Source organism: Corallococcus sp. 4LFB, from assembly GCF_046520365.1.
Classification (GTDB): Bacteria; Myxococcota; Myxococcia; order Myxococcales; family Myxococcaceae; genus Corallococcus; species Corallococcus caeni.
This window is the reverse complement of sequence record NZ_JBKGHJ010000066.1, coordinates 1-24,090: the sequence shown is the minus strand read 5'-3', so window position 1 is coordinate 24,090 and position 24,090 is coordinate 1. Positions and strand designations below refer to the sequence as shown.

Below are 24,090 nucleotides of genomic sequence, written 5' to 3'. Positions count from 1 at the left end.
GGGGCGGCGTCGCCTGCCGGGGAGGGGGCGCGGCCACCGGGCGGGGGGCCACGGCGGCCTCTTCCAGCGCCTGGCCGCACAGCACGCAGGTGGCCGAGCGCGGCGGGTTGTAGCCGTCACAATTCGGGCAGACCACCGGGAGCGCGGACAACAGAAGCTGAGACATGGGCAGTGGGCCAATCTAGGGGGGCGTGAAACGCCGGGTCAATGAAAGCCTCGGACCCGTGTCCAAGGCGCCCGGGCTCCATCCAGGCCCCGGCGGGGCACGCGATGTTCCAGGGTAACGTTGCCCCTGCTGTTTGAGGCAGTTACGATTGCCACCGCCTCGATGATTCGCCTGAACGACATCCTGCAGCGGGTTGCGTCGTACCACCCGGACCCCGACCTGGACATCATCAAGAAGGCGTACGTCTACTCGGCCAAGGTCCATCAGGGGCAGCTCCGCAAGTCGGGAGAGCCCTACCTGATTCATCCCCTGGAGGTGGCGGGCATCCTGGCGGAGCTGAAGCTGGACGAGGCGTCCATCGTCACCGGCCTGCTCCACGACACCATCGAGGACACGCTCGCCACCGCGGAGGAGCTCACGGAGCTGTTCGGGCCGGAGGTCGCCCAGCTGGTGGACGGCGTGACGAAGCTGTCCAAGTTCTCCGCGTCCGCGACGCTCTCCCAGGAGGAGAAGCAGGCGGAGAACTTCCGCAAGATGATCATCGCGATGGCGCAGGACATCCGCGTCATCCTCGTGAAGCTGGCGGACCGCACGCACAACATGCGGACGCTGGATCACATGTCCGAGGAGAAGCAGGCCCGCATCGGACAGGAGACGCTGGACATCTACGCGCCCCTGGCCAACCGCCTGGGCATCTCCTGGATCAAGACGGAGCTGGAGGACCTGTCCTTCCGCTACGTGAAGCCCCAGGAGTTCTTCGCGCTGGAGGAGCAGCTCAACAAGCGCAAGAAGGAGCGCGAGGCGTACATCGAGGACACCTGCGACCTGATGCGCGCGAAGCTCCAGGAGCGCGGCCTCAAGGGCGACGTCAGCGGGCGCTTCAAGCACGTCTACAGCATCTGGAAGAAGATCAAGTCGCAGGGCATCGACTTCGATCAGATCCACGACATCATCGCGTTCCGCATCATCGCGCCGTCCGTGCCCGCCTGCTACGAGGCGCTGGGCATGGTGCACCAGATGTGGAAGCCGGTGCCCGGGCGCTTCAAGGACTTCATCGCCATCCCGAAGCCCAACATGTACCAGTCCCTGCACACCACGGTGATTGGGCCGTTGAGCGAGCGCGTGGAGGTGCAGATCCGCACCGCGGAGATGCACAAGATCGCGGAAGAGGGCATCGCGGCGCACTGGGCCTACAAGGAAGGCCGCGCGCCCATCTCCAAGGACGACGAGAAGTTCGCCTGGCTGCGCCAGCTGATGGAGTGGCAGCAGGACCTCAAGGACCCCAAGGAGTTCCTGGAGACGGTGAAGGTGGACCTCTTCACCGACGAGGTGTTCGTCTTCACGCCCAAGGGCGACGTGCGCAGCCTGCCGCGCGGCGCGACGCCGGTGGACTTCGCGTACGCCATCCACTCCGACGTGGGCGGCCGGTGCGTGGGCGCCAAGGTGAACGGGAAGATCGTCCCGCTTCGCTACAAGCTGAAGAACGGCGACACGGTGGAGGTGCTCACCAGCCCGCAGGCGCACCCGTCCAAGGACTGGCTCACCTTCGTCAAGACGAGCCGCGCGCAGCAGCGCATCCGCGGCTTCATCAAGCAGCAGCAGCGCGACAAGAGCCTGCAGCTGGGCCGCGAGCTGGTGGAGCGCGAGTTCAAGCGCTTCCAGCTCAACTTCAACAAGCAGATGAAGTCCGGCGAGCTCAAGAAGGTCGCCGAGGAGCTGGGCTTCCGCGTCGAGGACGACCTGCTGGTGGCCATCGGCTACGGCAAGGTGACGCCGCAGCAGCTGGTGCAGCGCATCGTGCCGCAGGAGAAGCTGGCGCAGGCGGAGCCGCCCCCGCGCCCCACGGACGGCAACGGGCCGGGCAGCGGCGCGGGGAACAACGCCTCCATGCTGCCGGGCCTGTCGCGCATGACGGACCTGGCCAAGCGGCTGGTGGGGCGCAACAGCCGCAGCGGCGTCCAGATTGGCGGCGTGGACGACGTGCTGGTGCGCTTCGGGCGCTGTTGCAACCCCGTTCCCGGGGACCCCATCGCGGGGTTCATCACCCGGGGGCGGGGCGTGACGGTGCACACGGTGGGGTGTGAGAAGGCCCTGGCCACGGACCCCGAGCGGCGCGTGGACGTGTCCTGGGACGTCAAGGGCGACTTCAAGCGGCCCGTCACGCTGCGCGTGCTGACGGCGGACCGGCCGGGCCTGCTGGCGGACATCACCAACACGTTCTCCAAGAAGAGCGTCAACATCTCCCAGGCGAACTGCCGGGCCACCGGCGACGACCGGGCGGTGAACACCTTCGAGGTCACCATCTCCGACCTCAAGCAGCTGACGGACCTGATGCGCTCCATCGAGCGGTTGACGGGCGTCTACTCGGTCGAGCGAATCTAGCCCGCTCCTGTGCTACAGCGCGCGGCGGACCCGCGGCCCCGTCTTCCTGGACGGGGCCGCCTCAACGCGAGGTGTGCTGCATGGCGCGCAAGGCAATCCACTCGGACGACGCCCCCAAGGCGATTGGCCCCTACTCCCAGGCCGTGCAGGTGGACGCCGGGAAGATGACGTTCCTGTCCGGCCAGATTCCCCTGGACCCGAAGACGATGGAGCTCGTCCCCGGTGACGTCGTCGCGCAGGCCGAGCAGGTGATGAAGAACCTGCAGGCCGTGCTCGCCGCCAGCGGCCTGGACTTCTCCCACGTCGTGCGCTGCACCATCTTCCTCACCGACCTGGGGGACTTCGCCAAGGTGAACGAAGTGTACGGCCGCGCCTTCACCGGCTCCCCGCCGGCCCGCGCCACCGTGCAGGTGTCCGCGCTGCCGCGCGGCTCCAAGGTGGAGATCGACGCCATCGCCGTGTCCTGACGCGGACAACGGACCCACGCACCGCTGGAAACACGAAGGCCGTCGGTTCCCACGCAGGGAGCCGACGGCCTGGGTGCTTCAGGCGCGGGGGAGGGCTACTTCGCTTCCGCCGCCACCGCTCCGGTCTTCTTCAGCTCCTCGTCGATGACGCGCTTGAAGGCATCGAAGGGCTGCGCACCCACCAGCGTGCGGCCGTTGATGAAGAAGGTGGGCGTGCCGTTGGCGCCCTTGGAGGCACCGTCCGCCATGTCCGCCTCGATCTGCTTGTCGAACTTGTTGGAGTCCAGGGCGGCCTTGAACTTGTTCATGTCCAGGTTCAGCTCCTGGGCGTACTTCTCCAGGCTCTCGCGGTCCAGGGCGCGCTGGTTGGCGAAGAGCTTGTCGTGCATCTCCCAGAACTTGCCCTGCTCGTGGGCGGCCATGGATGCCTGGGCGGCGAGCTTCGCGTGCTGGTGGAAGGGCAGGGGCTGGTGCTTGAAGGCGAACTTGACCTTGCCCTTGTACTCCTTCTCCACCTGCTCGATGGTCGGCACGGCGCGGCCGCAGAAGGGGCACTCGAAGTCGGACCAGGCGACGATGGTCACGGGCGCGTTCTTCGGACCGCGGACCGGGGCGTTGCCCACTTCCACCTTCTGCACCGCCGGCTCGGCGGGCGCCGCGGGGGCGGCCGGAGCGGCGTTGACGTTGTCCTGGTTCAGCTTGGCGTAGAGGTCCTCCGCCTTGGTGCCGGCCGCGAGCGCCTTGTCGGCCTTGGCGATCTCCTGGTCGATGAGGGGCTTGAAGGCCTCGAAGGGCTGCGCGCCGGAGAGGAAGCGGCCGTTGATGAAGAAGGCCGGCGTGCCGTTGGCGCCCACCGCCATGCCCGAGGCGGAGTCCGCGTCAATCTTCGCGGAGAACTTGTTGGAGTCCAGGGCGGCCTTGAACTTGTTCATGTCCAGGTTCAGCTCCTGGGCGTACTTCTCCAGGCTCTCGCGGTCCAGGGCGCGCTGGTTGGCGAAGAGCTTGTCGTGCATCTCCCAGAACTTGCCCTGCTCGTGGGCGGCCATGGAGGCCTGCGCGGCGAGCTTCGCGTGCGAGTGCATGGGCAGCGGCTGGTGGCGGAACACCACGCGCACGTCCTTGCCGTAGGTGTCCTTGATCTTGTTGATGGTGGGGACGGCGCGGCTGCAGAACGGGCACTCGAAGTCGGACCACTCGACGATGGTCACCTTCGCGGTGGCCGGGCCGACGACGGGGGAGTCCGCGGGGACGTCCACCTTCTTCGCGGCGGCGGGCTCCGCCTGCTGCTGGGCGCGGGCCGGGGCGCGCTCGACGCCCTTCTCCATGATGCGCGCGTAGACCTGCGACGGGGCGACGCCGCTCTTCACCAGGCCCTCGGCCTTGGAGAGCTCCTCGTCGATGAGGGCCTTGAAGTTGTCGATGGGCTGCGCGCCGGAGAGGAAGCGGCCGTTGATGAAGAAGGCCGGCGTGCCGCTGGCGCCCAGCTGCTGGGCCAGGGCCGCGTCCTTGTCGATGGCGGCGCCCAGGCGGGAGTCCGCCATGTCCGCCTTCCACTTCGCCACGTCCAGGCCGATCTGCTTGGCGTAGCCCTCCAGGCTCTCCCCATCCAGCTTCTTGTTGTTGGCGAAGAGGAGGCTGTGCATGTCCCAGTACTTGCCCTGCTCACCGGCCGCGAGCGCCGCGAGCGCCGCGGGGCGGGCGTGCGGGTGGAAGGACAGCGGGTTTTGGCGCATCACCACGCGCAGCTTGCTGCCGTAGTCCTTCTGGAGCTGCTCGACCGTGGTGTTCGCGCGGCTGCAGAACGGGCACTCGTAGTCGCTGAACTCCACGAGGGTGACGAGCGCGTTGACGCTGCCCTTCGAAGGGGCGCCGTCGACGGGCACCTTGAAGATGGTGGGGTCCACGGCGCGCGCGGGCTTGTTGGCCGCCTGCGCGACGGAGGGCGTGTTGCCGGGGGTGGCTTTCGAGCCGCTGGCGGCACGGCCGCCAACGAACCCGAGCACCAGGCCGACCAGCAAGGCCACGATGACATTGGGCTTCATGGGTTGGGAATGCTCCTGCGCCATAGGTCCGACTCCGGGCCCCAAGCGGGTGTCTGGGTAGGGAAAGGGCGGGGTACTTAACAGAGGGAATTCCAGACACGCAAGCCGCGATGACCGCCTGCGTCCGCCACGAATCCAGAGGCCTCGAAGGGGCGGACAACGACGCTGGGAGGACCAAAATTCCCTCTCACGGCGCGCGTCGTGCCACTGGGGCGGTCAGGGTTTCGTGCCAGGATGCGCGGCCATGGAAGCCGGTGTGCGCGTGGATACGTCCGGGGCCCTCTGCCCGGTGCCCATCCTGGAGATCGCCAAGGCGATGCGCCGCCTCGCGCCCGGGACGCTGGTGGAGCTGCTCTCCACCGACCGCGGGCTGGAGGCGGACCTGCCCGCGTGGTGCGACGCGACGGGCAACACGCTCGTCCGCATGGAGCGCCGCGGCACCCACTATGTGGGCTGGGTGCGCAAGGCGGGGTGAGCGTCCGTGGGGCGCGGGCCTACAACAGCTGAAGGACGCGGTCCTCCAGGCGGCGGCCGCGGCTGACGCCGAGGATGAGGACCTGGTGCTGGAGGAGGTGGCCGACGGTGCGGCTGATGACCTCCTCGGCCTTGTGGGCCTGGCCGTCGAAGCGCACGCGCAGCACGTCCGGGCCCTCCATGCGCGCGTCGGTGACGCCGGGCAGGGAGGTGATTTCGGGGATGATGACGTCGCCGCGGGCAATCTGGACGCGGAACTCGGCGCCCTGGCCGGTGAGCTCGGCCATGGTGCCCGCCTGCGCGAGCGAGCCCTTGTCGAGGATGGCGGCGGCGTCGCACAGCTCCTCCAGCTCCTGGAGGTTGTGGCTGGAGACGACCACCGTCTGCGTGCCCTTCATGTCCTTGATGATCTGCCGCACCTGCGCGGCGATGCGCGGATCCAGGCCGGCGGTGGGCTCGTCCAGGAGGACGAGGGGCGGGCGGCCCATCAGGGCCTGGGCCATGGCGGCGCGCTTGGCCATGCCGTGGCTGAGCGCCTGCGTCTGGACCTTCCAGGCCTCCATCAGGCCCACCTTCTCCAGGGCGCCGCGGGCCTCGTGCTCCGGCTGGGGCAGGTCCGACAGGCGGGCCCAGTACATGAGCAGCGCGCCCACCTCCCAGCCCGGGGGCAGCACCGCGTCCTGGGGCAGCGCGCCCACGCGGCCCTTGAGGGCGCCGGGCGCGGTGGGCGACACGCCCATCACCTGGAGCGAACCCTCCGACGGGTAGAGGTAGCCGCACATCATGGAGAAGGTGGTCGTCTTGCCGGCGCCGTTGGGCCCGATGAGGCCGAAGACGTCGCCCTTCTGAACCTGGAGGCTGACCGCGTTGACGGCGACCTTGGGGCCGAAGCGCTTGGAGACGTTGGACAGCTGGATGGCCAGGTCGCTCACAGGTCCCTCGCGCGCAGGACGCCGTAGGCGCCGAAGAGGAAGACGGCCGCGAAGGCGGCGTAGGCCGCGCCGCTGACGGCGAACTCGGCGAGCTTCGGGTGCAGCAGGTTGGCCGAGTAGTAGGACGGGGACAGGTAGCGCAGGAAGCGCAGCAGGTTCTCCTCGCTGACCGCGCGCCCCACGGAGTCCATCAGCCAGAAGACGAAGAGCAGGATGAAGTTGAAGACGAGGCTCACCGCCGGGCTGCGGAAGAGGCTGGAGCACAGGGAGGTGAGGGCCACGTAGGCCAGCGAGAAGACGATGGTGGCGCTCCAGAACTTCAGGAGGTTGAGCACCAGCACCCCGAAGGCGAAGTCGTCGTTGATGATGCGCGCGTAGAGGAAGATGGCCAGGTCGATGACCAGCACCAGCCCCACCAGCAGCGTGGCCTGGGAGAGGAACTTGCCCAGGAGCACCGACGAGCGGCGCGCGCGCACCGTGAGGTAGCGCATGGAGCGCGGCCCCACCTCGCCGCTCACCTGGTCGAAGCCCATCAGCGCGATGTAGGCAGGCAGGAAGAAGAGGGTGATCTTGAAGACGATGAGCACCACGACGGGCACCTTGGCCAGCGCCTCCATCATCGCGGCGTCGTTGCTGGCGAGGAAGCCCAGCACGCCCTGGTGCAGCTGCTCCGCGGCCTGCGTGGCCATCTCCGCGTCCCCGCCGGATTCAGCGAGCTTCGCGTTCACCTGGGCCTGCAGCTCCCGGGTGACGAAGCCCACCACGAGCAGCACCAGCGCGGAGAACATGCTGTAGAGCCCGAGCAGCACGATGGCCCGGCCGCTTCTCACGGCCCGGCGCAGCTCCGCTGCCCAGATCACCAATGTCTCTTTGAGTCCGTCCAAGGTGCACAGGACCCTACTGGACCTCCGGTCACCTTCCCAGGTTTCTCCCTGACGAAGGCAGCAATCGAGGAGGCAAGCCGTGGACAGCGCGCCCTCAGCGACTAGGATCCCGGCGGTCTGCTCCCTGCCCCCCAAGGAGAGCCCCGAAGCATGACGAAGCGCCGCCTCCTCGCCGCCCTGCCGCTGTTCCCCCTCGCGCTGCTCCTGGGTGCCTCCGCGCCCGGGACGGACGCGAACCCCGCGCCGTCAGCCGCTGCCCCGACGGATGTCCAGACGCTGGCGCAAGCGGTGACGGCGCTGGGAACGGACGCGGGCCCCGCGGGCGCCCGCGCGCTGGTGGAGCAGGTGGAGGCCGAGCAGCGCGCCCAGGCGGGTACTCCGGACGCGGGAGCCGCTTCGAGCGTCGAGCAGACGCAGGGCGATCCGGGGACTCCGCCCGCGGAGCTGGCGGAGGCGCTGGCCGCGAAGGACGCGGCCGCGCTGGAGCCCGGCATGGTGCCCCCGATGCCGGTGCCCTCGCGGGAGAAGGCGCCGCCGTTCGGCAAGCTCCAGGGGCTGCCCCGCGCGCAGGACCTGGTGGCCCGCGCGAAGCTGGAGGGCGACAAGCTGGTGGTGAAGGGCGGCAAGAGCGCGCCGGATCAGGTGCTCACCATCGACCCCGGCCTCCAGGCGTCCCTCACGAAGATCATGCGGAACTACCAGGTGCCCTACGGCGCCGCGGTGGTGCTGGAGCCCTCCACCGGCCGCGTGCTCGCGATGGCGGAGCACTCGGAGGCGAAGCCGGAGCTGCGCGGGCTGGCCGTCCGCGCGGTGTACCCGGCCGCGAGCATCTTCAAGATCGTCACCGGCAGCGCGCTCATGGAGGCCGGCGTCTCCCCCGAGACCGAGGCGTGCTTCCACGGCGGCAAGCGCCGGCTGAACGCGCGGCAGCTCGAGGACACCGAGCGCGACGGCGCCTGCTATTCGCTGGCCCTTGCCATGGGCAAGAGCGCCAACGTCATCTTCGCCAAGATGACCAGCAAGCACCTGAGCTCGGACGCCCTCAAGCGCATGGCGGCGCGCCTGCGCTTCAACCGCGAGATCCCCTTCGCCCAGCCGCTGGACGTGTCGCTCGCGTACATCCCGGAGGACGGCTTCGCGCTCGCCAACACCGGCGCGGGCTTCGGTGACGTGTACCTGTCCCCGCTGCACGGCGCGCTCCTGGCCGCGATGGCCGCCAACGAGGGCCACTGGGTGGACCCCGTGCTGGTGGAGCCGGAGCCCTTCATGCCGCTGCCGGAGCCGGAGCCTGTGCTCACGCCCACCGCCGCGCACGGGCTCACGAAGATGCTGGAGGAGACCGTCACCCACGGCACCGCGCGCGGCGTCTTCCGCGAGCGCGGCTTCCAGGTGAAGGACGCCGTGGGCAAGACGGGCACGCTCGCGGACCGCGAGCCCTTCCGCGACTACTCATGGTTCGTCGGCTTCGCGCCCAAGGACAACCCGCGCGTGGCCGTGGCCGCGCTCATCGTGAATGACCCCAAGTGGCGCATCCGCGGCTCCTACCTGGGCCGCGAGGCCCTGCGCCTGGCGCTGGAGCGCATCCCCGCGCCGGTGGAAGTCACAGCCCCGGCGGGCGCCGCCGGCAAGCACTGAAGCGGCCGTCAGGACAGCGGACGCGGGGTGAGCTTCACCAGCCCCGTATCCACGAAGCCCTGGAAGAACTTCAGCGCCTCCAGCTCCTGGAGCGGCGACACGTGCACGATGGCCGCCACGTCCCGCCGTCCGTCGATGCGCGACAGCAGGTAGCGCTCCGGTGATGTGAGGGGCAGCGTCTTCAGGTGCGCGGGCGTCACCATCAGCGCCGGCACCCGCGACGGCTCCATCAGCGCCTTGCGCAGCTCCGTGAGCAGCCTGCCCTCCGCGTCGCGCAGGAGCTTCGCGGTGTGCTCGGTGGGGGCGATCTCGTGCGCGCGCCGGACCAGCGCCTCGCCGTCGCGCAGGTTGCCCGCGTCCAGGAAGAGCTGGGCGGCCTGGAGCACCTCGTCGGAGGAGGACTCGGAGCCGATGACGCCGCCCGAGGACAGGTCGTCTTCGTCGTCGTCCTCCACCACCACGACGGTGTGCGAGCCGGGCTCCGGGGCGGGCAGGGGCGCCTCGTCCGACACGCGCAGCGCGTCCTGGCGGTAGAGCGCGTACAGCCGCTGGTAGAGGAAGAAGTCCGTGGCGTGCAGCGCCAGCGCGATGCCGTCGATGCTCAGGCCCTCCTTCGCCAGCTGCACGATGCGCTCGTCCATGCTGCCGGCCTTGCGGTCCGTCAGCTTGCGCTCGTCCACCTCCAGGCGCACGCGGCCGGAGGGGAACACCGCGCGGATGGCCTGCCACGCCGTCTCGCGGAACTCGCCCTCGCGGCTCACGTCCAGGAGGTCCACGCTGACGTCCAGGCCCTCCAGCTCCGGCGCGGCGTCCGTGGCGCGGAAGTCGAAGCCGCCTTCCTCCCAGGTGAAGGCGTCCAGCAGCATCTCCCGGAACTTGTGGGAGAGCACCGTGCGCACGGTGGCCTCCGACACCGTGCCCGTCATGATCAGGATCTTCCCCAGCAGGATGTGCGTCTCCGCCTGCGTGGCGAACGCGCGCTCCAGCTGGTCCTCCGTCAGGTGGCCCTGGTTGATGAGGAACTGACCGAAGTACTCGCGCGGCTGGTTGGAGCTGGCGGTGATGACGTGGCCGTCGCGCAGCAGCAGCTGCTTGCGCACGTCTCCCCGCTCCACGTTCAGGGTGCCGGTGGCCCGGCGATTCCCGAGGTGGACGACCAGGTCCTTGAGGGGCATCGTCGAAAAATCACCACACACGCCGCGCATCGAGCGCCCATCCTGCAACGCATGCGAGTCGATATCTACTCGAAACCCGGGTGTTCCCTCTGCGTGAAGGCCGTCGCCGTGGCCGAGGAGGTCCAGGCCCGGCTGCCCTTCGAGCTCTACGTCACCGACATCCGCCAGAGCCCGGACCTCTTCGAGGCCTGGCGTTACGACATCCCCGTGGTCCTGATTGAGGGGGTGCCTTCCTTCAAGCACCGCGTGGACGGGGAGGCGTTGGAAGCCCGGATCCGCGAGGTGATGAATGGCATACCCATTGCTAAAACCGTGGGCCAGGATGGGTAACGGAGTGCTCTTCTCTAAGAAATCCGGGGGGATACGAAGGGCGCAAAAGTGACGGGGCTGTAAATCTGGGCGGCTGGGAGGGGTGGTGGGGCAGAAAATGCTGGAAAGGAGGGGACGACAGTGGGCGTGAAGGGAAAGCGAGCGGGAAAGTCGGGCCAGCCTCCTACGGTGCTGCTGGTGGAGCCGCGTGCGGAGGACCTGGAGCGCACCCGGGCGCTCCTGGGGGAGGCGGGCTTCCGCGTGGTGCCCCTGACGCGCTTCGACGCGGCGGTGCCCCTCTTCGAGGTGATCCGCCCGGACGCGGTGCTGCTGGCCGCGCAGCCGCCGGACTTCGCGGCGGTGCAGACGGCGCGGCGCCTGCGTCAGGTGGGCAAGGGCACGGTGCCGATGATGTACCTGGTGGATTCGCACGACCGGGACGCGTGGCGCTTCTGCGTGGAGAAGGGGCAGTGCGTGGACGTGGTGCCGCGCACGGTGGATGGCGCGGAGCTGTCCATGAAGCTGCACGCGCAGATGCGGCTGAAGCAGTCGGTGGAGCGCGCGGCGGCCGGTGAAGAGGCCGGCACGGCGCTGGCGCTGCATGACGCGTTGACGGGGCTCTACAACCGGCCGTTCCTGCTGGCCCTCATCGGGCTGGAGGCGCGGCGGACGGAGCGCTACGGCGGGACGTTCTCGGTGGTGGCGGCGGAGGTGACGGGGTGGAGCGCGCTTCGAAAGGAGCACGGCAAGAGCATGGCGGAGCGGCTGCTCGTCTACAGCGCGGTGGTGCTGGGACAGACGGTGCGCGAGGCCGACGCGGTGGCGCGGGTGGGCGACAGTCAGTTCGCCATGCTGCTGCCGGGCACGCCCGCGGAGGCGGTGCCGGAGGTGCTGGCGCGGGTGGAGGCGCGGTTCGAGGCCGCCCGTTTCCAGATGGAGGGTCGCGTGGTGCGCACGGCGCTGGAGCTGGGGGCGGTGAGCTTCCCGGACACGGTGGGGGCTCCCACCCAGTTGCTGGGCGCGGCACTGCGGACCTTGAGGCGTACACGCGAGCTTCGGCGGGCGGCCGGTCCGGCCCGTCTGATGTCGGTTTGATTCAGTTCACGAGGGTTTGATGCACAGGGCGAGCGGAGGCGTGGGGATGGATCGGATCGCGGTGCTGGTGGTGGATGACGAGGAGTCGGTGCGCACGTTCCTGTCCGAGCTGTTGGGCAGCTCGGGGTACCAGGTGCGCTGTGCGTCGAGCGGTTCGCAGGCGCTGGAGATGCTCTCTGGAGGCTCGTTCGACGCGGTGCTCCTGGACGTGGTGATGCCGGAGATGAGTGGCCTGGAGGTGCTGCGCCGCTACCGGAGCACGGGTGGCACGGCCCCGGTCATCGTGTTGAGCGCGCTGTCGGGCGCGGACGATGCGGTGCGCGCGCTGAAGATGGGCGCGTCCGACTACCTGGCGAAGCCCTTTGGCAACGACGAGCTGCAGGACGTGGTCGCGCGCGCCCTGGGGACCCGCGTGCCGGAGCGCCAGGCGACCGCGCCCGCGCCCCGCGTGGTGCTGACGCCCGCGGAGGCCGCGGCGGAGGCCCGCGTGCTCATCTCCACGTCGCCGGCCATGCGCCGCGCGCGTGCGCTGGTGGAGCGCATCGCGGACACGGACGTGCCGGTGCTGCTCCTGGGGGAGTCCGGCACGGGCAAGGAAGTGATTGCCCGTGAAATCCATGCGCGCAGCCAGCGCCATGGCCGGCCGTTCATCAAGGTGAACTGCGCGGCGCTGCCGGGGGAGCTGCTGGAGAGCGAGCTGTTCGGCCACGAGCGCGGCGCCTTCACGGGCGCCACGGCGGAGAAGCCGGGCAAGTTCGAGCTGGCGGATCAGGGCACCATCTTCCTGGATGAGATTGGCGAGATGGCCATCCGCCTCCAGGCGAAGCTGCTCCAGGTGCTGCAGGACGAGGAGTTCTTCCGCGTCGGCGGCAAGAAGAGCGTCCGCGTGGACAGCCGCGTGGTGGTGGCGACGAACCGCGACCTGGAGAAGGAGATCGCGCTCGGCAACTTCCGCGAGGACCTCTACTACCGCCTCAACGTGGTGGCCATCCGCCTGCCGCCCCTGCGCGAGCGCCGGGAGGACGTGGTGCCGCTCACGGACCACTTCCTGAAGAAGTACGGCAAGGGCTTCATGACGAACGTGTCCGAGCTGCCCTCCGAGGTGCTCCACGCGTTCACCGACTACGAGTGGCCGGGCAACGTGCGCGAGCTGGAGAACATGGTCCGCCGGCTGTGCGTGCTGAAGGACCCGACGCTGGTGCTGGACGAAATCCACTCCGGGGGCCGGACCCCCGCGAGCGCCCCGTCGCTACCCACGTCGTTCGGGGGCGGGGACGAGTTCATCCCGCCGCCGTCGCGCCACGTGGACGAGGCCGCCCGCGTCTTCGCGTCCCCGCCCTCGCATGCGCCGGTGTCGAACTCCGGCGTGCAGGTGCTGGAGATGCCCTCGCGCGGCGCGATGCTGACGCCGGCCCCGGTTGCGGAGGCCTCGCCGTTCAACGCGGTGGCGCCGCAGCGGTACGCGAACCCGTTCGACGCGCCGCAGCCGCCGCCCCCGCCGCCTCCGGCCGGGGAGCTGTCGCTCAAGGACATCGGCAAGCGCGCGGCGATGCTCGCGGAGCGCGAGGCCATCCTCGCGATGCTCCAGCGCACCGCGTGGAACAAGCGCCGCGCCGCCGGCAAGCTGCGCATCAGCTACAAGGCGCTGCTCTACAAGATCAAGGAGTGCGGCATCATCGACCCTCGCGCGAGCGCGGAGTTCTAACGCCGGTCCTGAAGACGTGAGACGACGGCCCTTCTTCCGGATGACGGGAGGAGGGCCGTTCACCTGGGCGGGCCTTGCGCGGAGCGGCCGTTGCCCGGTATCGCGGAGGGCATGACGGCTCCGCTCCTGCTGCTCGGCTGTGGCTACACGCTCACGCGGTTCGCGGTGGCGGAGGCCCGTGCGGGCCGCGAGGTGCTGGCCACGACCCGGGAGGCGTCCCGCCGCGCGGTGCTGGAGGGCGCGGGCGTCCGGGTGGTGTCCCTCGATGAGGCGCTGTCGCGAACCGCGGGCGCGCACGTCGTGGACTCCGTTCCACCCGACGCCGGGCTGGATGCCCGCTTCGCGCAAGCGCTGTCCCGCTCGCGTCCGTCGCGGCTCGTCTATCTTTCATCCACGGGCGTCTATGGCTCCGCTCGCGGGCGCGTGGATGAGTCCACGCCGGTGGATACGGCTTCCGCGACCTCCCGCGCCCGGCTGGAGGCGGAAGGCCTCTTCCTTCCGTTGGGTGCGAGCGTCCTGCGCATCGCGGGCATCTACGGCCCCGGGCGCGGCACGGCCGGACGGCTGAAGGCGGGCACGCTGCGCATCCCGGAGTCGGGTGGGGGGCGGCTGTCGCGCATCCACGTGGACGACCTGGTGGAGGCGGTGCGCGTGGTGCTCGAACGCGGCGCTCCGGGCGAGGTGTACTGCGTGGCCGACCGCCGGCCCGCGACGCAGGAGGAGACGGCCTCCTGGCTCTGCCAGCACCTGGGCCTCCCCATGCCGCCGCGCGTGCCCTTGGAGTCGCTGCACGAGTCGCTGCGCGGCGACCGCGCCATCAGCGCCGCGAAGCTGGAGGCCCTGGGCTGGACGCCGCGCCATCCGGACTTCACCACCGGTTTTGTCGCGGCGATGGAGGAGGAGGCGCGCGGCCCGGCCCTGCCCGGGTGATTCCGTCCAGAAGGAGCCGCCGCAGGTCGAGCGCAGGAGGGGGGCGCGGACAGTGGCGAATTCCGGACGGCGGAAACGGGCGTCCGCTGGGAGACCGCCTGCGTCATCAGCGGATCCCGATGGATGCCATCAGCGGGGGGCGGGGCGCGCTTTTGCGACGCGGGGTCCGCCGGTGACAGGCTTGCGCTTTCGAGCCGCCTGGAAGCGCGCGGCGTTGCGAATCCCGTCCGATGGGGGAACCGAAGATGTCCAGGTCGTTGCTGTTCGCGGCGTTCAACGAGGGCGTCCACCGTTCCATGGCCGGCAACCACGAGGCCGCGGTCCAGTCGTTTGATCAGGTCCTCTCCGTGGATCCGCGCCACTTCCCCGCGCTCACCGCGAAGGCCTTCGCCCTCAAGCAGCTGGGGCGCACCGAGGAGGCCCTGAAGGGCTTCCAGCGCGCCATCGAGCTGGATCCGACCGCGGCGGACCCCCTCCGCGAGGCCGCGCTCTGCCAGTTGGAGCTGGGCGAACCGGAGGCCGCCGCCCTCCTCATGGAGCGGGCGGTTCAACTCAACCCCACCCCGGGATACCGCGAGGCCGCCGCCATCGAGGTCTACGCGCTGGGTAACGCGCTGCTGACCCAGGGCCGGCGGCCGGACAAGGCCCGCTACCGGCTGGCCCGCCAGGTCTTCGAACTGGCGCTGGAGCTTTCGCCCGCCTACGTGGAGGCGGCCAAGGCCCTGGCGGACGTCTGGGAACACCTGGGCGACCCCACCCAGCGGGAGCACTACAACCAGCTGGCGACCCGGCTGCGCCCCGCCTCCTCCTGAGGCCGCTCGCATCAAATTTTTACAAATGCGGAGGGAAAGGGTGGGACGCCGGTGTTGAATGCCGAGCGGCCCCCCCACCAGGAGAACCCTTCGCATGATCGTGATGCTCGAGCCGGATTCCCCCGAATCCGTCGTGAACGCCGTCCTCCAGCTTGCTTCGCAGTACGAGGGCGTCACCCCGCGTGCCCACGTGGTCCAGGGCGCCGAGTCCACCATCACGGAGCTGTACCTGCTGGGCTCCACCGCGCAGGTGCCGCTGGAGCCCTTCCAGCAGCTGCCCGGCGTGCGCCAGGTGGTCCGCGTCTCCCAGAAGTACCGCATCATCGGCCGGCACGGCGGTCAGCGCACCACGGCGGGCTTCGAGTACAACGGCGTCAACTTCGGCGACAACTCGGTGAACCTCTTCGCGGGGCTGTGCGCGGTGGACTCGCCGGAGAGCGTGGACGCGATGATGGCGGCGCTCGCCCGCTGCGGCATCACCACCACGCGCATGGGGGCGTACAAGCCGCGCACCAACCCGTATGAGTTCCAGGGCCTGGGCGCGAAGTGCCTGCCCTACGTCTTCGAGTCCGCGGGAAAGCACGGCATCAAGGTCATCGCGATGGAGGTGACGCACCCGCGCCACATCGACGAGATCAACGCTGCGCTGAAGGCCGCAGGCAACCCCACGGGCGTGATGCTCCAGGTGGGCACGCGCAACGCGCAGAACTTCGAATTGCTCAAGGTGATTGGCCAGCAGCGCACCTTCCCGGTGCTCTTCAAGCGCGGCATGGGCATCACGCTGGAGGAGTCCCTCAACGCGTGCGAGTACGTGGCGAGCGAGGGCAACCCGAAGATCGTCTTCTGCCTGCGCGGCGTGAAGACGCACCTGGGCGACCCGCACCGCAACATGGTGGACTTCGCGCACGTGCCGGTGGTGCGCCGCCTCACCCGCATGCCGGTGTGCGTGGACCCCTCGCACGCCATTGGCCGCGCGGAGGCCCCGCCGGACGGGCTGCCGGACATCTTCCACGCGATTGGCCAGGGGCTCATCGCGGGCGCGTCCATGGTGCTGGTGGACTTCCACCCGACGCCGGAGAAGGCGCTGTGTGACGGGCCGCAGGCGCTGCGCCTGGAGCAGCTGGGCGCGCTCCAGCGCTACACGAACATCGTGCGCGCCGCGTACACGGAGGCCGTGAAGAACGGCGACGGGACGCAGGCCGCCACCGCTCCGGCCAAGGCCGTCAGTCGCTGAGCGCGTAGCTGCCCAGCACCCGGAGCGACGTGCACGCGCTCCGGGCTTCGCTCAGGGCCGCCTTCACCGGCGCGGAGTCCGCCGCGCCGTCCACGTCCAGGCACCAGCGGTAGTCCCAGGCGCGCACGCCGCCGGGCCTCGACTCCAGCCGCGCGACGTTCACCCCGTGCGCGGCGAAGGCCGTGAGCACGCCCGCGAGCGCGCCGGGCCCGTCGTCGAGCGTGAGCACCACGGACGTCTTCCACCGCGAGCCCAGGTGGGGCGGCACGGCCGGGCCCACCGCGAGGAAGCGGGTGGCGTTGTCCGGCGAGTCCGCGATGTCCTCCGCCAGCACCGTGAGGCCGTAGAGCTCCGCGGCGGTCCGGCTGGCGATGGCGGCCGTGCCCTCCAGGGCTTCCTGGGCCACGCGCCGCGCGGCCACGGCGGTGTTGGCTTCGGGCACGGGCTGGAGGTGGTGCTTCCTCAGCCAGCCTCCGCACTGCGCCAGCGCCTGGGGATGCGACAGCGCGCGCGTGAGGCCCTCCAGCGTGCGGCCCGGCGGCGCGAGCAGGCAGTGGCGCACGCGCAGGCGCAACTCACCGGCGATGGGCGGGGTGAACTCCAGGAGCAGGTCCACCACCTCCGCCACCGGCCCCGCGAGCGCGCTCTCCAGGGGGACGACGCCGCCGTCCACCGTGCCCCGGGCCACGGCCTCGAAGACGTCGCGGAAGGTGGGGCAGGGGATGCGCGCCGCCGAGCCGCCGAAGAAGGCGCCCGTGGCCTCGTCGCCGTACGCGCCGCGCTCGCCCTGGAAGGCGATGCGGCGGGGGGCGGCTTCAGCCATCGACGGGCTCCGCTCGCGGGTAGGTCCCCAGCACGCGCAGCGACGACGTGAGCGGGCGCAGGTCGTCCAGCGCGGCCGTCACCGCGGCGGACGCGGCGTGGCCCTCCACGTCCAGGTAGAAGCGGTACTGCCACGGCGCGCCCGGGATGGGGCGCGACTCCAGCTTGGAGAGGTTCACCCCGCGCTGCGTGAGCCGCTGCAGCACCTGGCCCAGCGCGCCCGGGCGGTGCTCGAGCACGACGAGCAGCGACGTCTTGCACGGCACGTCCGGCGCGAGCGGCGTGGGCTGGCGCCCCACCTCCACGAAGCGCGTGAAGTCCGAGCCGGGCTGCAGGTCGCTGGCGAGCACCACGAGCCCGAAGCGGCTGGCCGCGGACTCGCTGGCGATGGCGGCCACCGTGACGTCGTTGCGGTCCGCGACCATCCGCGCGGCGACGGCGGTGTCCGGCCCCGGCACGGCGCGGGCTCCGGGCACGTGCGTGCGCAGGAAGTCCTCGCACTGCGCCAGGGCCTGCGGATGCGACAGCACCTCGCGCAGGTCCTCCAGCTTCGCGCCCTTCACGCCCAGCAGCCGGTGGTCCACCTGGCTCACCACCTCGCCGGTGATGACGGCGTCGCCCGCGGCGAGCACGTCGTAGACCTCGTTCATGCTGCCGGCGGTGGTGTTCTCGATGGGCAGCAGCAGCAGGTCCTGCGCGCCCTGCTTCAGGGCCTCCACGGCCTGCCGGGCGGTGTCGAAGCCGGTGAGGAGCACGCCGCCCGGACGCTGGCCGTAGCGCTGGCGGGCGGCCAGGTGGCTGTAGGAGCCCTCGACGCCGAGGTAGCCCACGCGCAGGGGCGTGGTGTCCAGCCGGGTGACGAGCGCCTGTTGCCGGGCCACGGACATGTCCAGGATGACGCGGTAGAGGCGCTCGACTTCGTGCGGGTCCAGGCCGCGCTCCGCCGCCCGGCCGCGCAGCTTGCGCAGCAGCAGGTCCTCGCGCTGCGGGTCCCGGAAGGGCCAGGCCGTCACCAGCTTGGCGCGCGCCACGTCGTCGGCCAGGGCCATGCGCCGCTGGAGCGCATCGAGGATGTCCTCGTCGATGCGTTCAATCTGCGCCCGCAGGGTCTCCAGGGTGGGGATGTCCGCCATTGCCGGAACATAACAACTCGCGTCGGAGGAGCGGGCTTCTCTGGCGGGCCCTTCACATTCCCAGGCGCCGGGCGAGCTCCGGGGGCACCGGGTAGACGGACTCCTTTGGCAGGAGGCGCGTGGCCTGGTCCGCGCGGCCGTCGTCCAGGTGCTTGCGCAGCTTGTGCACCAGGGGCGTGAGGTCGGTGATGGACACGGTCCAGTCGTCCACGAAGCGCTGGATGACGGCGCGGCTCAGGCCCACCTGGATGCTGTCGTGGGGCAGGCCCGCGCCGCGCAAGCTGCGCTCGGGGTCCCACTGGACGTGGACGGGCGCGGTGTCGAAGGCCTTGCGCCACGCGTCCGGTGAGCCGTGGGCCTTCGGCTCGTAGCCGGTGAGGACGGCGCTGGCCAGGGCCTCCTCCCAACCGGAGCGCTTGATGCGCACGGCGAGCGTGCGCTCCTGGCCGCTCTTGCGGCCCCAGTTGGAGCGGTGCATGAGCCACAGGAAGCTGGGTTTGATCCACGTCATCCGGCCCACGGAGAACGGCGGGCCGAACTTCTGCTGCTTCACGGCCACGTCCGCGATGGCGTCGGAGTAGGCCTGGTACATCACGATGGAGGCTCGGTCGAAGTCGGCGCGGACTTCGCGGGCGGCGCTCATGGGCGGGCTCGGGGTCTGGCTTTCGGCTTGGGTTTCGCCGCGGCGGCCTTGGGGAGCTTCGTCTTGCCCATCTTGAGGACGAGCTCGAAGTGCTCCACGGGGGTGGGCGTCACGCTGAGGCGGCTGCGGGTGAGCAGCGGGAAGTCCTTGAGCGCGGGCGTGGCCTTGATGGTGGCGAGCGTCACCGGCGTGGTGAAGGCGACCACGGGGCCCACGTCCACGGAGGCCCAGTCCTCGCCGGGGGCGGTGGGGTCCGGGCCGGGCTTGGAGAGGACGCACGCCACGCCGACGACGGCCTTGTCCTCATTGGAGTGGTAGTAGAGGCACAGGTCCCCGGGCGTCATGGCCCTGAGGTTGTTGCGCGCCTCGAAGTTGCGCACGCCCGTCCACTCCGTCCTGCCGTCCTCCTCCAGCTTCGCGTACGCGTAGACGGAGGGTTCGCTCTTGATCAACCAGTACCGCGGAGTCGCCATGACGGCGCACCCTAGCTCAGGGAGGCGTCTCTCGCGCCTGCGCCGGAGGGGGAGAAGGGGCGCTCCGCTCGCACAGCGTCTTCCCCACGGAAGTGGCGTTCCCTCCACTTCAGGGGGCAGGGCCGCCGTGTCCTGGATCGTCAGGGCGCGGGCAGGAATGCACTCGCGCGGATCAGGCCTGCCTGGGGCAGGGCGTGTAGGCTGGCATGGAAAAGAGGGGAACGCGCTTGGGCAGGAACATCCCTTCCGCCAGGTCCCTGGCGGACGCAGCCATGGGCAGGGCATGGACGATCGAGCAGACGCGGCCTGACGACCGCAAGGCCCTCTTCGAGGCGTACCTCGCGGCGGCGCGGCTCGGGAAGATGGAGGCCATGACGAACGTGGGGCTCCATTTCCTCCTAGGAGACGGTGTCCGGCGTGATCCGAAGCGTTCCCGGATGTGGATCGAAAGGGCAGCCACGCTGGGGGATGACCTGGCGGCGTTCAACCTGGGCCTCGCCTATGACAACGGAAATGGAGTCCGGAAGAACAAAGGCCTCGCGGAGGCCTGGTATCGCCGGGCCATCGCCCTGGGGGCCGCCGCCGAGGGAAGCCTGGCGCATCTGCTGCTCGGGGCCCCGAGGCCCACCGCCAGAAGGAGGCGGTCCGGATCTACCGGAAGCTCGCACGGCGAGGGCAACCGATTCCGGCATACAACGTCGGTCTGGCGTATGAGTTTGGAATGGGCGTCCGCAAGAACCTGAAGCGAGCCACTGCGTATTATGAAATGGCCGCGAAGGGAGGCGACGTGGATGCCCAACTGGCCCTGGGCTACAATCATCTCAATGGCATTGGAGTTCCTTCAGACGCCATGTGTGCCTTTGGCTGGTATCGCCTGGCGGCGAAGCAAGGGGATGCCAAGGCATCCTTCAGCCTGGGACAGATGTTCGCGCAAGGCGTGGGCGTTCCCCAATCCAAGGCGCGAGCCTTGCGTCACTTCCGTGATGCCGCGAGCCTGGGACATGCGAGGGCCGCCAGATGGCTGAAGAAGCTCGAACAGCGCTGATCACCCCACGTTCGTCTTGCTGAACACCCGCAGCGCCTCCGCCACGCTCCAGGCCTGGGCGAAGCAGCCTCGCGGCCGGTAGGGCTCCGTGGCGTCGAAGATCTCCGATATCTGCCCAATCCCCGCGTGTGACAGGTGGTCCTCCATTCCAGACAGCAAGGCCCTCGCGGCCTTCAGGTCCGGGGCCACCTTCAACGTCGCGTCCACGTAATGGCCAATCAGCCAGCCCCACACCGTGCCCTGGTGATAGGCCGCGTCCCGGGTCCGCAGGTCGCCGTCGTACGTCGGCTTGTAGTCCTTGCTCCCTGGCGCAAGGCTGCGCAGCCCCACCGGCGTCACCAGCTCCCGGCGCACCACCTCCAGCACCTGCGCCCACCGCTCGCGCTTCAACACCGGGTGCTTCAGTGAGATGGCGAAGACCTGGTTCGGCCTCACGCTCGCGTCCTCGCGGCCGTCCTCTCCGTCCACCACGTCATAAAGGCAGCCGACCGCTTCATTCCAGAAGCGCTGGTTGAAGCTGACCTGCGCCCGCTCCGCCGCGCCCCGGTACGGGCCCGCGTCCTGTCCCAGCCGCTCCGCCCAGCCCGCCATCAGGCGCAAGGCATTGAACCAGAGCGCGTTGAGCTCCACAGCCTTGCCCCGGCGCGGCGTCACCACCCAGCCGTCCACCTTCGCGTCCATCCAGGTGAGCTGGTAGCCCTCCTGCCCCTGCCGCAGGAGCCCGTCCGCCGGGTCCACGCCGATGTGGAAGCGCGTGCCCTTCTGGTGGTGCGCCACGATGTCCTGCAACGTCGGGAACAGGTCGCGCAGCAGGGACTCGTCCCCCGTCTCCTCCAGGTAGCGGTCCACCGCGTGGAAGAACCAGAGCGTCGCGTCCGCCGTGTGGTAGACGCCCTCGTTCTCCCCGTCCGGGAAGTAGTTCGGAATCAGCCCGTCCCGCACGTAGCGCTGGAACGTGCGCAGGATGGCCGCCGCCTCGCGGTAGCGCCCCGTGGCCAGCGTCAGCCCGTCCAGGCTGATCATCGTGTCCCGGCCCCAGTCCGTGAACCACGGGTATCCCGCGATGACGCTCCTTGCCTCCAGCCCCATCGACCGCGCCCAGGCGGCGTCCGCCGGCCTTGGCGGATCGATGATGAACTGGTCCGCCGCCAGTACCAGCCGCGCCGGTACTCCCGTGCGCCCATGCTCCGGGGCGTGCTCCAGCAGCCGTTGCTGTCGCAGCAGCTCCCGCTCGAAGACCTCCGCGGGCTTCCGCTCCAGCAGGTGGACCGGCTTCTCCGTCGTGAGCCCGAAGTAGACCGTGTCCCCGGGCTTCAGCGTCGCGGCGAAGTAGCCCGGCGAGTGCTGCACCTCCGTGAAGTCATACCCGCGCGCCTGCTCCACCCGCAGGTGCTGCGGCTTCGACGTCTCCTCAAGGCTCACGAACGGCGTGGGCCCCTCCGAATACAGCCGTATCCGCTGCCGGGGGCCGTCCTCGCCATTGCGCAGCTCCACCAGCGGGCCGCGAAGCGTGACGATGGGTTCTCCCGCGTCCTTCAACAGCGGCCCGTCGTGCGGGCGCAGCACCGGGAACGGCCGCAGGTGCAGCGTCACCTCCGGGCCGGACAGGTGCTGCCACTCGAGGAACACCGTGTCCTCGCCGTGCACCAGCACGACACGCCGACGCAGCCGCGCGCCCCCCACCCCGTACTCCCAGACGGGAATCAGCCCCTCCAGGTGGAAGTGCCGCAGGTGCTTCGCGCCATCCTCCCGCGTGCTGCCGTCCGCGTGCTCCTCGGAGGTGAGCCGGTAGCGCTCCCCGTCCACCAGCGCCGTCTCCTCCAGCCTCGCCATCAACACCGTGCGGCCCAGCTTCTCCAGCGTGGGGATGAACAGGCCGTGGTAGCGGCGCGTGTTGCAGCCCACCACCGTGCCGGAGGCGTAGCCCCCTCGGCCGTTGGTCAAGAGCCACTCGTGCTTCACGCCAGTGCTGAAGTCGGCGCCGTCCTGGAAGTCGAACGACAGACGGGGCAGGGCAGGGGCAGGTGCATTCACGCCTTCGTCTCCTCCTCGCTCGTCAACACGAGCGCGGTCTGTCTGGGCAACGGCCACCGTCCATCCTCCGGAATCGGAGGCGTGCCCATTCCGCCGTGGCGGGCCTGATCACTGGACAACCACCCCCGCCCGTTCTTTCCCGGCAGCGGCGCGAGCAGCGGCTGCGGACACGGCCCTGAATCCAGCCCCGTGCCCGGGTTGCGGATGACGGGGCGCTCGCCCTCCTGCCCGCTGCCCCGAGGCCTTCGCCGGGGCTCGAAGATGTCCCCTGGGCGGGGACTCGCGGGGAGGGTAGGAAGCAGGGAACCCGTCAGACTTCGCTCCTTGAAGAGGATGCGCGTTGCGCTCGTGAAGAGGTTGCTCATGGAAGCCCACGCCACACAGCGCACCCCACCGTCACCCTGCTCGGGGCCGTGGGGAGGACAGCCGGACGTCCAGGCGCTCGCCGCCGCCGCGAGCGCGCTGGAATCCCCGTCCCCGGAGCCCTTGCGACGAACCCCCTGGGACCGCACTTCACGCAGAGGCTTCGGGCGTGGCGCCCCGATTCCCCGAGGAGACACGGCGTGGCCATCCTGAAGTCAGCGGGCATCAGCGGCCGCCAGCAGGGGCTGGCGGAACAGGTCTTCTCCCGCGCCGCCGGCGCACCGCTCGTGCCGGGCAACGACGTGCGCCTCTTGCGTGACGCGCGCGAGAACTACCCCGCGTGGCTGCGCGCCATCCAGCAGGCTCAGCGCTCCATCCTCTTCGAGAACTACCTCATCGAGGACGACGAGGTGGGCCGCGGCTTCGCGGAGGCGCTGGCCGAGCGCGCCCGCGACGGCGTGCAAGTCCACGTCCTCTATGACTGGCTGGGCTGCCTGGGCCCCGCGTCCCACCACTACTGGCGCTCCCTGCGCGACGCGGGCGTGGAGGTGCGCTGCTTCAATCCCTTCCAGTTCGACCGGCCCCTGGCGTGGCTGGGCCGCAACCACCGCAAGACGCTCACCGTGGACGGCGAGGTGGGCTTCGTCTCCGGCCTGTGCGTGAGCCACAAGTGGGTGGGCGACGCCCAGAAGGGCATCGCCCCGTGGCGCGACACCGGCCTGGAGATCCGCGGCCCCGCCGTGGCCGACCTCGTGCGCGCGTTCGCCCAGGGCTGGAGCACCATGGGGCCTCCCCTGGATGAGGACGGCTGCCTGTCCGCTCGCGCCTCCACGCCCATGGGCGACGTGGCCCTGCGCGTGGTGGCCGGGGTGCCCTGGAGCGCGGGCCTGTTCCGCGTGGACCAGCTCATCGCGTCGCTCGCGCGCCAGCGGCTGTGGCTCACCGACGCGTACTTCGTGGGCACCGCCACCTATGTCCAGGCGCTCCGGGCCGCGTCGCGCGATGGCGTGGACGTGCGGCTGCTCGTGCCCGGCAGCAGCGACATCCCCGCGCTGCGCCCGCTCACCCAGGCCGGCTACCGCCCCCTGCTGGAGGCCGGCATCCGCGTCTATGAATGGAATGGCACCATGCTCCACGCCAAGACGGCCGTGGCGGATGGCACCTGGGCGCGCGTCGGTTCGTCCAACCTCAACCCCGCGAGCTGGCTGGGCAACTCTGAAATCGACGTCGCCGTGGAGAACGCGCCCTTCGCCCAGCAAATGGAGGCCATGTACCTCCAGGACCTGGAGCACGCGACGGAGGTGGTGCTCAGCGGCAGGGCGCGGCGCCTGAAGG

General features: G+C 70.2%; 23 protein-coding genes. 13 read left to right on the top strand and 10 right to left on the bottom strand.

What is annotated here, in order from left to right; all coding sequences use genetic code 11:
* Positions 1-328: 328 nt before the first annotated feature.
* A complete protein-coding gene (locus ACLEQD_RS10180) occupies positions 329-2,548 on the top strand; it encodes a RelA/SpoT family protein (RefSeq protein WP_171420629.1) in 2,220 nt (739 codons plus the stop codon).
* A gap of 80 nt (positions 2,549-2,628) precedes the next feature.
* The gene (locus tag ACLEQD_RS10175) at positions 2,629-3,015 is read left to right on the top strand and encodes a RidA family protein (RefSeq protein WP_410383315.1); all 387 of its coding nucleotides are present in this window, start codon (positions 2,629-2,631) and stop codon (positions 3,013-3,015) included.
* Positions 3,016-3,110: 95 nt separating this feature from the next.
* Here ACLEQD_RS10175 and ACLEQD_RS10170 read toward each other — a convergent pair whose 3' ends face one another.
* Complete coding sequence (locus ACLEQD_RS10170) at positions 3,111-5,057, bottom strand: DsbA family protein (protein WP_410383314.1); 1,947 nt, start codon at positions 5,055-5,057, stop codon at positions 3,111-3,113.
* A gap of 244 nt (positions 5,058-5,301) precedes the next feature.
* Here ACLEQD_RS10170 and ACLEQD_RS10165 point away from each other — a divergent pair, with 244 nt between their 5' ends.
* Positions 5,302-5,532, top strand: a complete 231-nt coding sequence (locus ACLEQD_RS10165) for a sulfurtransferase TusA family protein (protein WP_410383313.1) — start codon at positions 5,302-5,304, stop codon at positions 5,530-5,532.
* Positions 5,533-5,551: 19 nt separating this feature from the next.
* On the opposite strand, the gene ACLEQD_RS10160 is transcribed toward ACLEQD_RS10165, so the two are convergent.
* Complete coding sequence (locus ACLEQD_RS10160; RefSeq protein WP_410383312.1) at positions 5,552-6,463, bottom strand: ABC transporter ATP-binding protein; 912 nt, start codon at positions 6,461-6,463, stop codon at positions 5,552-5,554.
* A complete protein-coding gene (locus ACLEQD_RS10155) occupies positions 6,460-7,323 on the bottom strand; it encodes an ABC transporter permease (RefSeq protein WP_410383311.1) in 864 nt (287 codons plus the stop codon). The genes ACLEQD_RS10160 and ACLEQD_RS10155 overlap by 4 nt, the downstream gene beginning before the upstream one ends.
* Positions 7,324-7,497: 174 nt before the next feature.
* Here ACLEQD_RS10155 and ACLEQD_RS10150 point away from each other — a divergent pair, with 174 nt between their 5' ends.
* Entirely contained in the window at positions 7,498-8,982 is a 1,485-nt protein-coding gene (locus ACLEQD_RS10150) for a penicillin-binding transpeptidase domain-containing protein (RefSeq protein ID WP_410383310.1), read from the top strand.
* 8 nt (positions 8,983-8,990) lie between these two features.
* Here ACLEQD_RS10150 and ACLEQD_RS10145 read toward each other — a convergent pair whose 3' ends face one another.
* Positions 8,991-10,187, bottom strand: coding sequence for a DUF4388 domain-containing protein (locus tag ACLEQD_RS10145; protein ID WP_410383309.1), 1,197 nt, complete (start codon positions 10,185-10,187; stop codon positions 8,991-8,993).
* Positions 10,188-10,208: 21 nt separating this feature from the next.
* Here ACLEQD_RS10145 and ACLEQD_RS10140 point away from each other — a divergent pair, with 21 nt between their 5' ends.
* From ACLEQD_RS10140 to ACLEQD_RS10115, 6 genes are all read left to right on the top strand, one after another.
* Positions 10,209-10,487: a glutaredoxin family protein gene (locus tag ACLEQD_RS10140; RefSeq protein WP_410383308.1), complete on the top strand. Its 279-nt coding sequence runs from the start codon at positions 10,209-10,211 to the stop codon at positions 10,485-10,487.
* A gap of 120 nt (positions 10,488-10,607) precedes the next feature.
* Entirely contained in the window at positions 10,608-11,561 is a 954-nt protein-coding gene (locus ACLEQD_RS10135; protein WP_410383307.1) for a GGDEF domain-containing protein, read from the top strand.
* A 46-nt stretch (positions 11,562-11,607) separates the two neighbouring features.
* Entirely contained in the window at positions 11,608-13,266 is a 1,659-nt protein-coding gene (locus ACLEQD_RS10130) for a sigma 54-interacting transcriptional regulator (RefSeq protein ID WP_410383306.1), read from the top strand.
* Positions 13,267-13,377: 111 nt separating this feature from the next.
* On the top strand, positions 13,378-14,196 hold the full coding sequence (locus ACLEQD_RS10125) for an NAD-dependent epimerase/dehydratase family protein (RefSeq protein ID WP_410383305.1): 819 nt from the start codon (positions 13,378-13,380) through the stop codon (positions 14,194-14,196).
* A gap of 245 nt (positions 14,197-14,441) precedes the next feature.
* Positions 14,442-15,008, top strand: coding sequence for a tetratricopeptide repeat protein (locus ACLEQD_RS10120; protein WP_410383304.1), 567 nt, complete (start codon positions 14,442-14,444; stop codon positions 15,006-15,008).
* Between the two features lie 94 nt (positions 15,009-15,102).
* Positions 15,103-16,242: a 3-deoxy-7-phosphoheptulonate synthase gene (locus tag ACLEQD_RS10115; protein ID WP_410383303.1), complete on the top strand. Its 1,140-nt coding sequence runs from the start codon at positions 15,103-15,105 to the stop codon at positions 16,240-16,242.
* Here ACLEQD_RS10115 and ACLEQD_RS10110 read toward each other — a convergent pair.
* The 4 genes from ACLEQD_RS10110 to ACLEQD_RS10095 are packed head-to-tail and all read right to left on the bottom strand — an operon-like array spanning position 16,232 to position 19,313.
* Positions 16,232-17,065, bottom strand: coding sequence for a prephenate dehydratase (locus ACLEQD_RS10110; RefSeq protein WP_410383301.1), 834 nt, complete (start codon positions 17,063-17,065; stop codon positions 16,232-16,234). The two genes, ACLEQD_RS10115 and ACLEQD_RS10110, sit on opposite strands and share 11 nt — an antisense overlap.
* Positions 17,058-18,197 carry a prephenate dehydratase gene (gene pheA, locus ACLEQD_RS10105; RefSeq protein ID WP_410383300.1) on the bottom strand — a complete coding sequence of 380 codons (1,140 nt, stop codon included), beginning with the start codon at positions 18,195-18,197 and terminating at the stop codon, positions 17,058-17,060. The genes ACLEQD_RS10110 and pheA overlap by 8 nt, the downstream gene beginning before the upstream one ends.
* 52 nt (positions 18,198-18,249) lie before the next feature.
* Complete coding sequence (locus ACLEQD_RS10100; RefSeq protein ID WP_410383299.1) at positions 18,250-18,840, bottom strand: DUF4291 domain-containing protein; 591 nt, start codon at positions 18,838-18,840, stop codon at positions 18,250-18,252.
* Positions 18,837-19,313 (bottom strand): EVE domain-containing protein, encoded by a 477-nt coding sequence (locus ACLEQD_RS10095; protein ID WP_410383298.1) that lies wholly within the window; start codon positions 19,311-19,313, stop codon positions 18,837-18,839. The genes ACLEQD_RS10100 and ACLEQD_RS10095 overlap by 4 nt, the downstream gene beginning before the upstream one ends.
* Before the next feature lie 227 nt (positions 19,314-19,540).
* Here ACLEQD_RS10095 and ACLEQD_RS10090 point away from each other — a divergent pair, with 227 nt between their 5' ends.
* On the top strand, positions 19,541-20,056 hold the full coding sequence (locus ACLEQD_RS10090; RefSeq protein WP_410383297.1) for a tetratricopeptide repeat protein: 516 nt from the start codon (positions 19,541-19,543) through the stop codon (positions 20,054-20,056).
* Positions 20,035-20,358, top strand: coding sequence for a tetratricopeptide repeat protein (locus tag ACLEQD_RS10085; RefSeq protein WP_410383296.1), 324 nt, complete (start codon positions 20,035-20,037; stop codon positions 20,356-20,358). The genes ACLEQD_RS10090 and ACLEQD_RS10085 overlap by 22 nt, the downstream gene beginning before the upstream one ends.
* On the opposite strand, the gene ACLEQD_RS10080 is transcribed toward ACLEQD_RS10085, so the two are convergent.
* Both ACLEQD_RS10080 and ACLEQD_RS10075 read right to left on the bottom strand, forming a co-directional pair.
* On the bottom strand, positions 20,359-22,392 hold the full coding sequence (locus tag ACLEQD_RS10080) for an amylo-alpha-1,6-glucosidase (RefSeq protein WP_410383295.1): 2,034 nt from the start codon (positions 22,390-22,392) through the stop codon (positions 20,359-20,361).
* Entirely contained in the window at positions 22,389-22,757 is a 369-nt protein-coding gene (locus ACLEQD_RS10075) for a hypothetical protein (RefSeq protein WP_410383294.1), read from the bottom strand. The genes ACLEQD_RS10080 and ACLEQD_RS10075 overlap by 4 nt, the downstream gene beginning before the upstream one ends.
* A gap of 198 nt (positions 22,758-22,955) precedes the next feature.
* Here ACLEQD_RS10075 and ACLEQD_RS10070 point away from each other — a divergent pair.
* The coding region (locus ACLEQD_RS10070) for a phospholipase D-like domain-containing protein (protein ID WP_410383293.1) at positions 22,956-24,090 on the top strand (1,135 nt) is incomplete at its 3' end.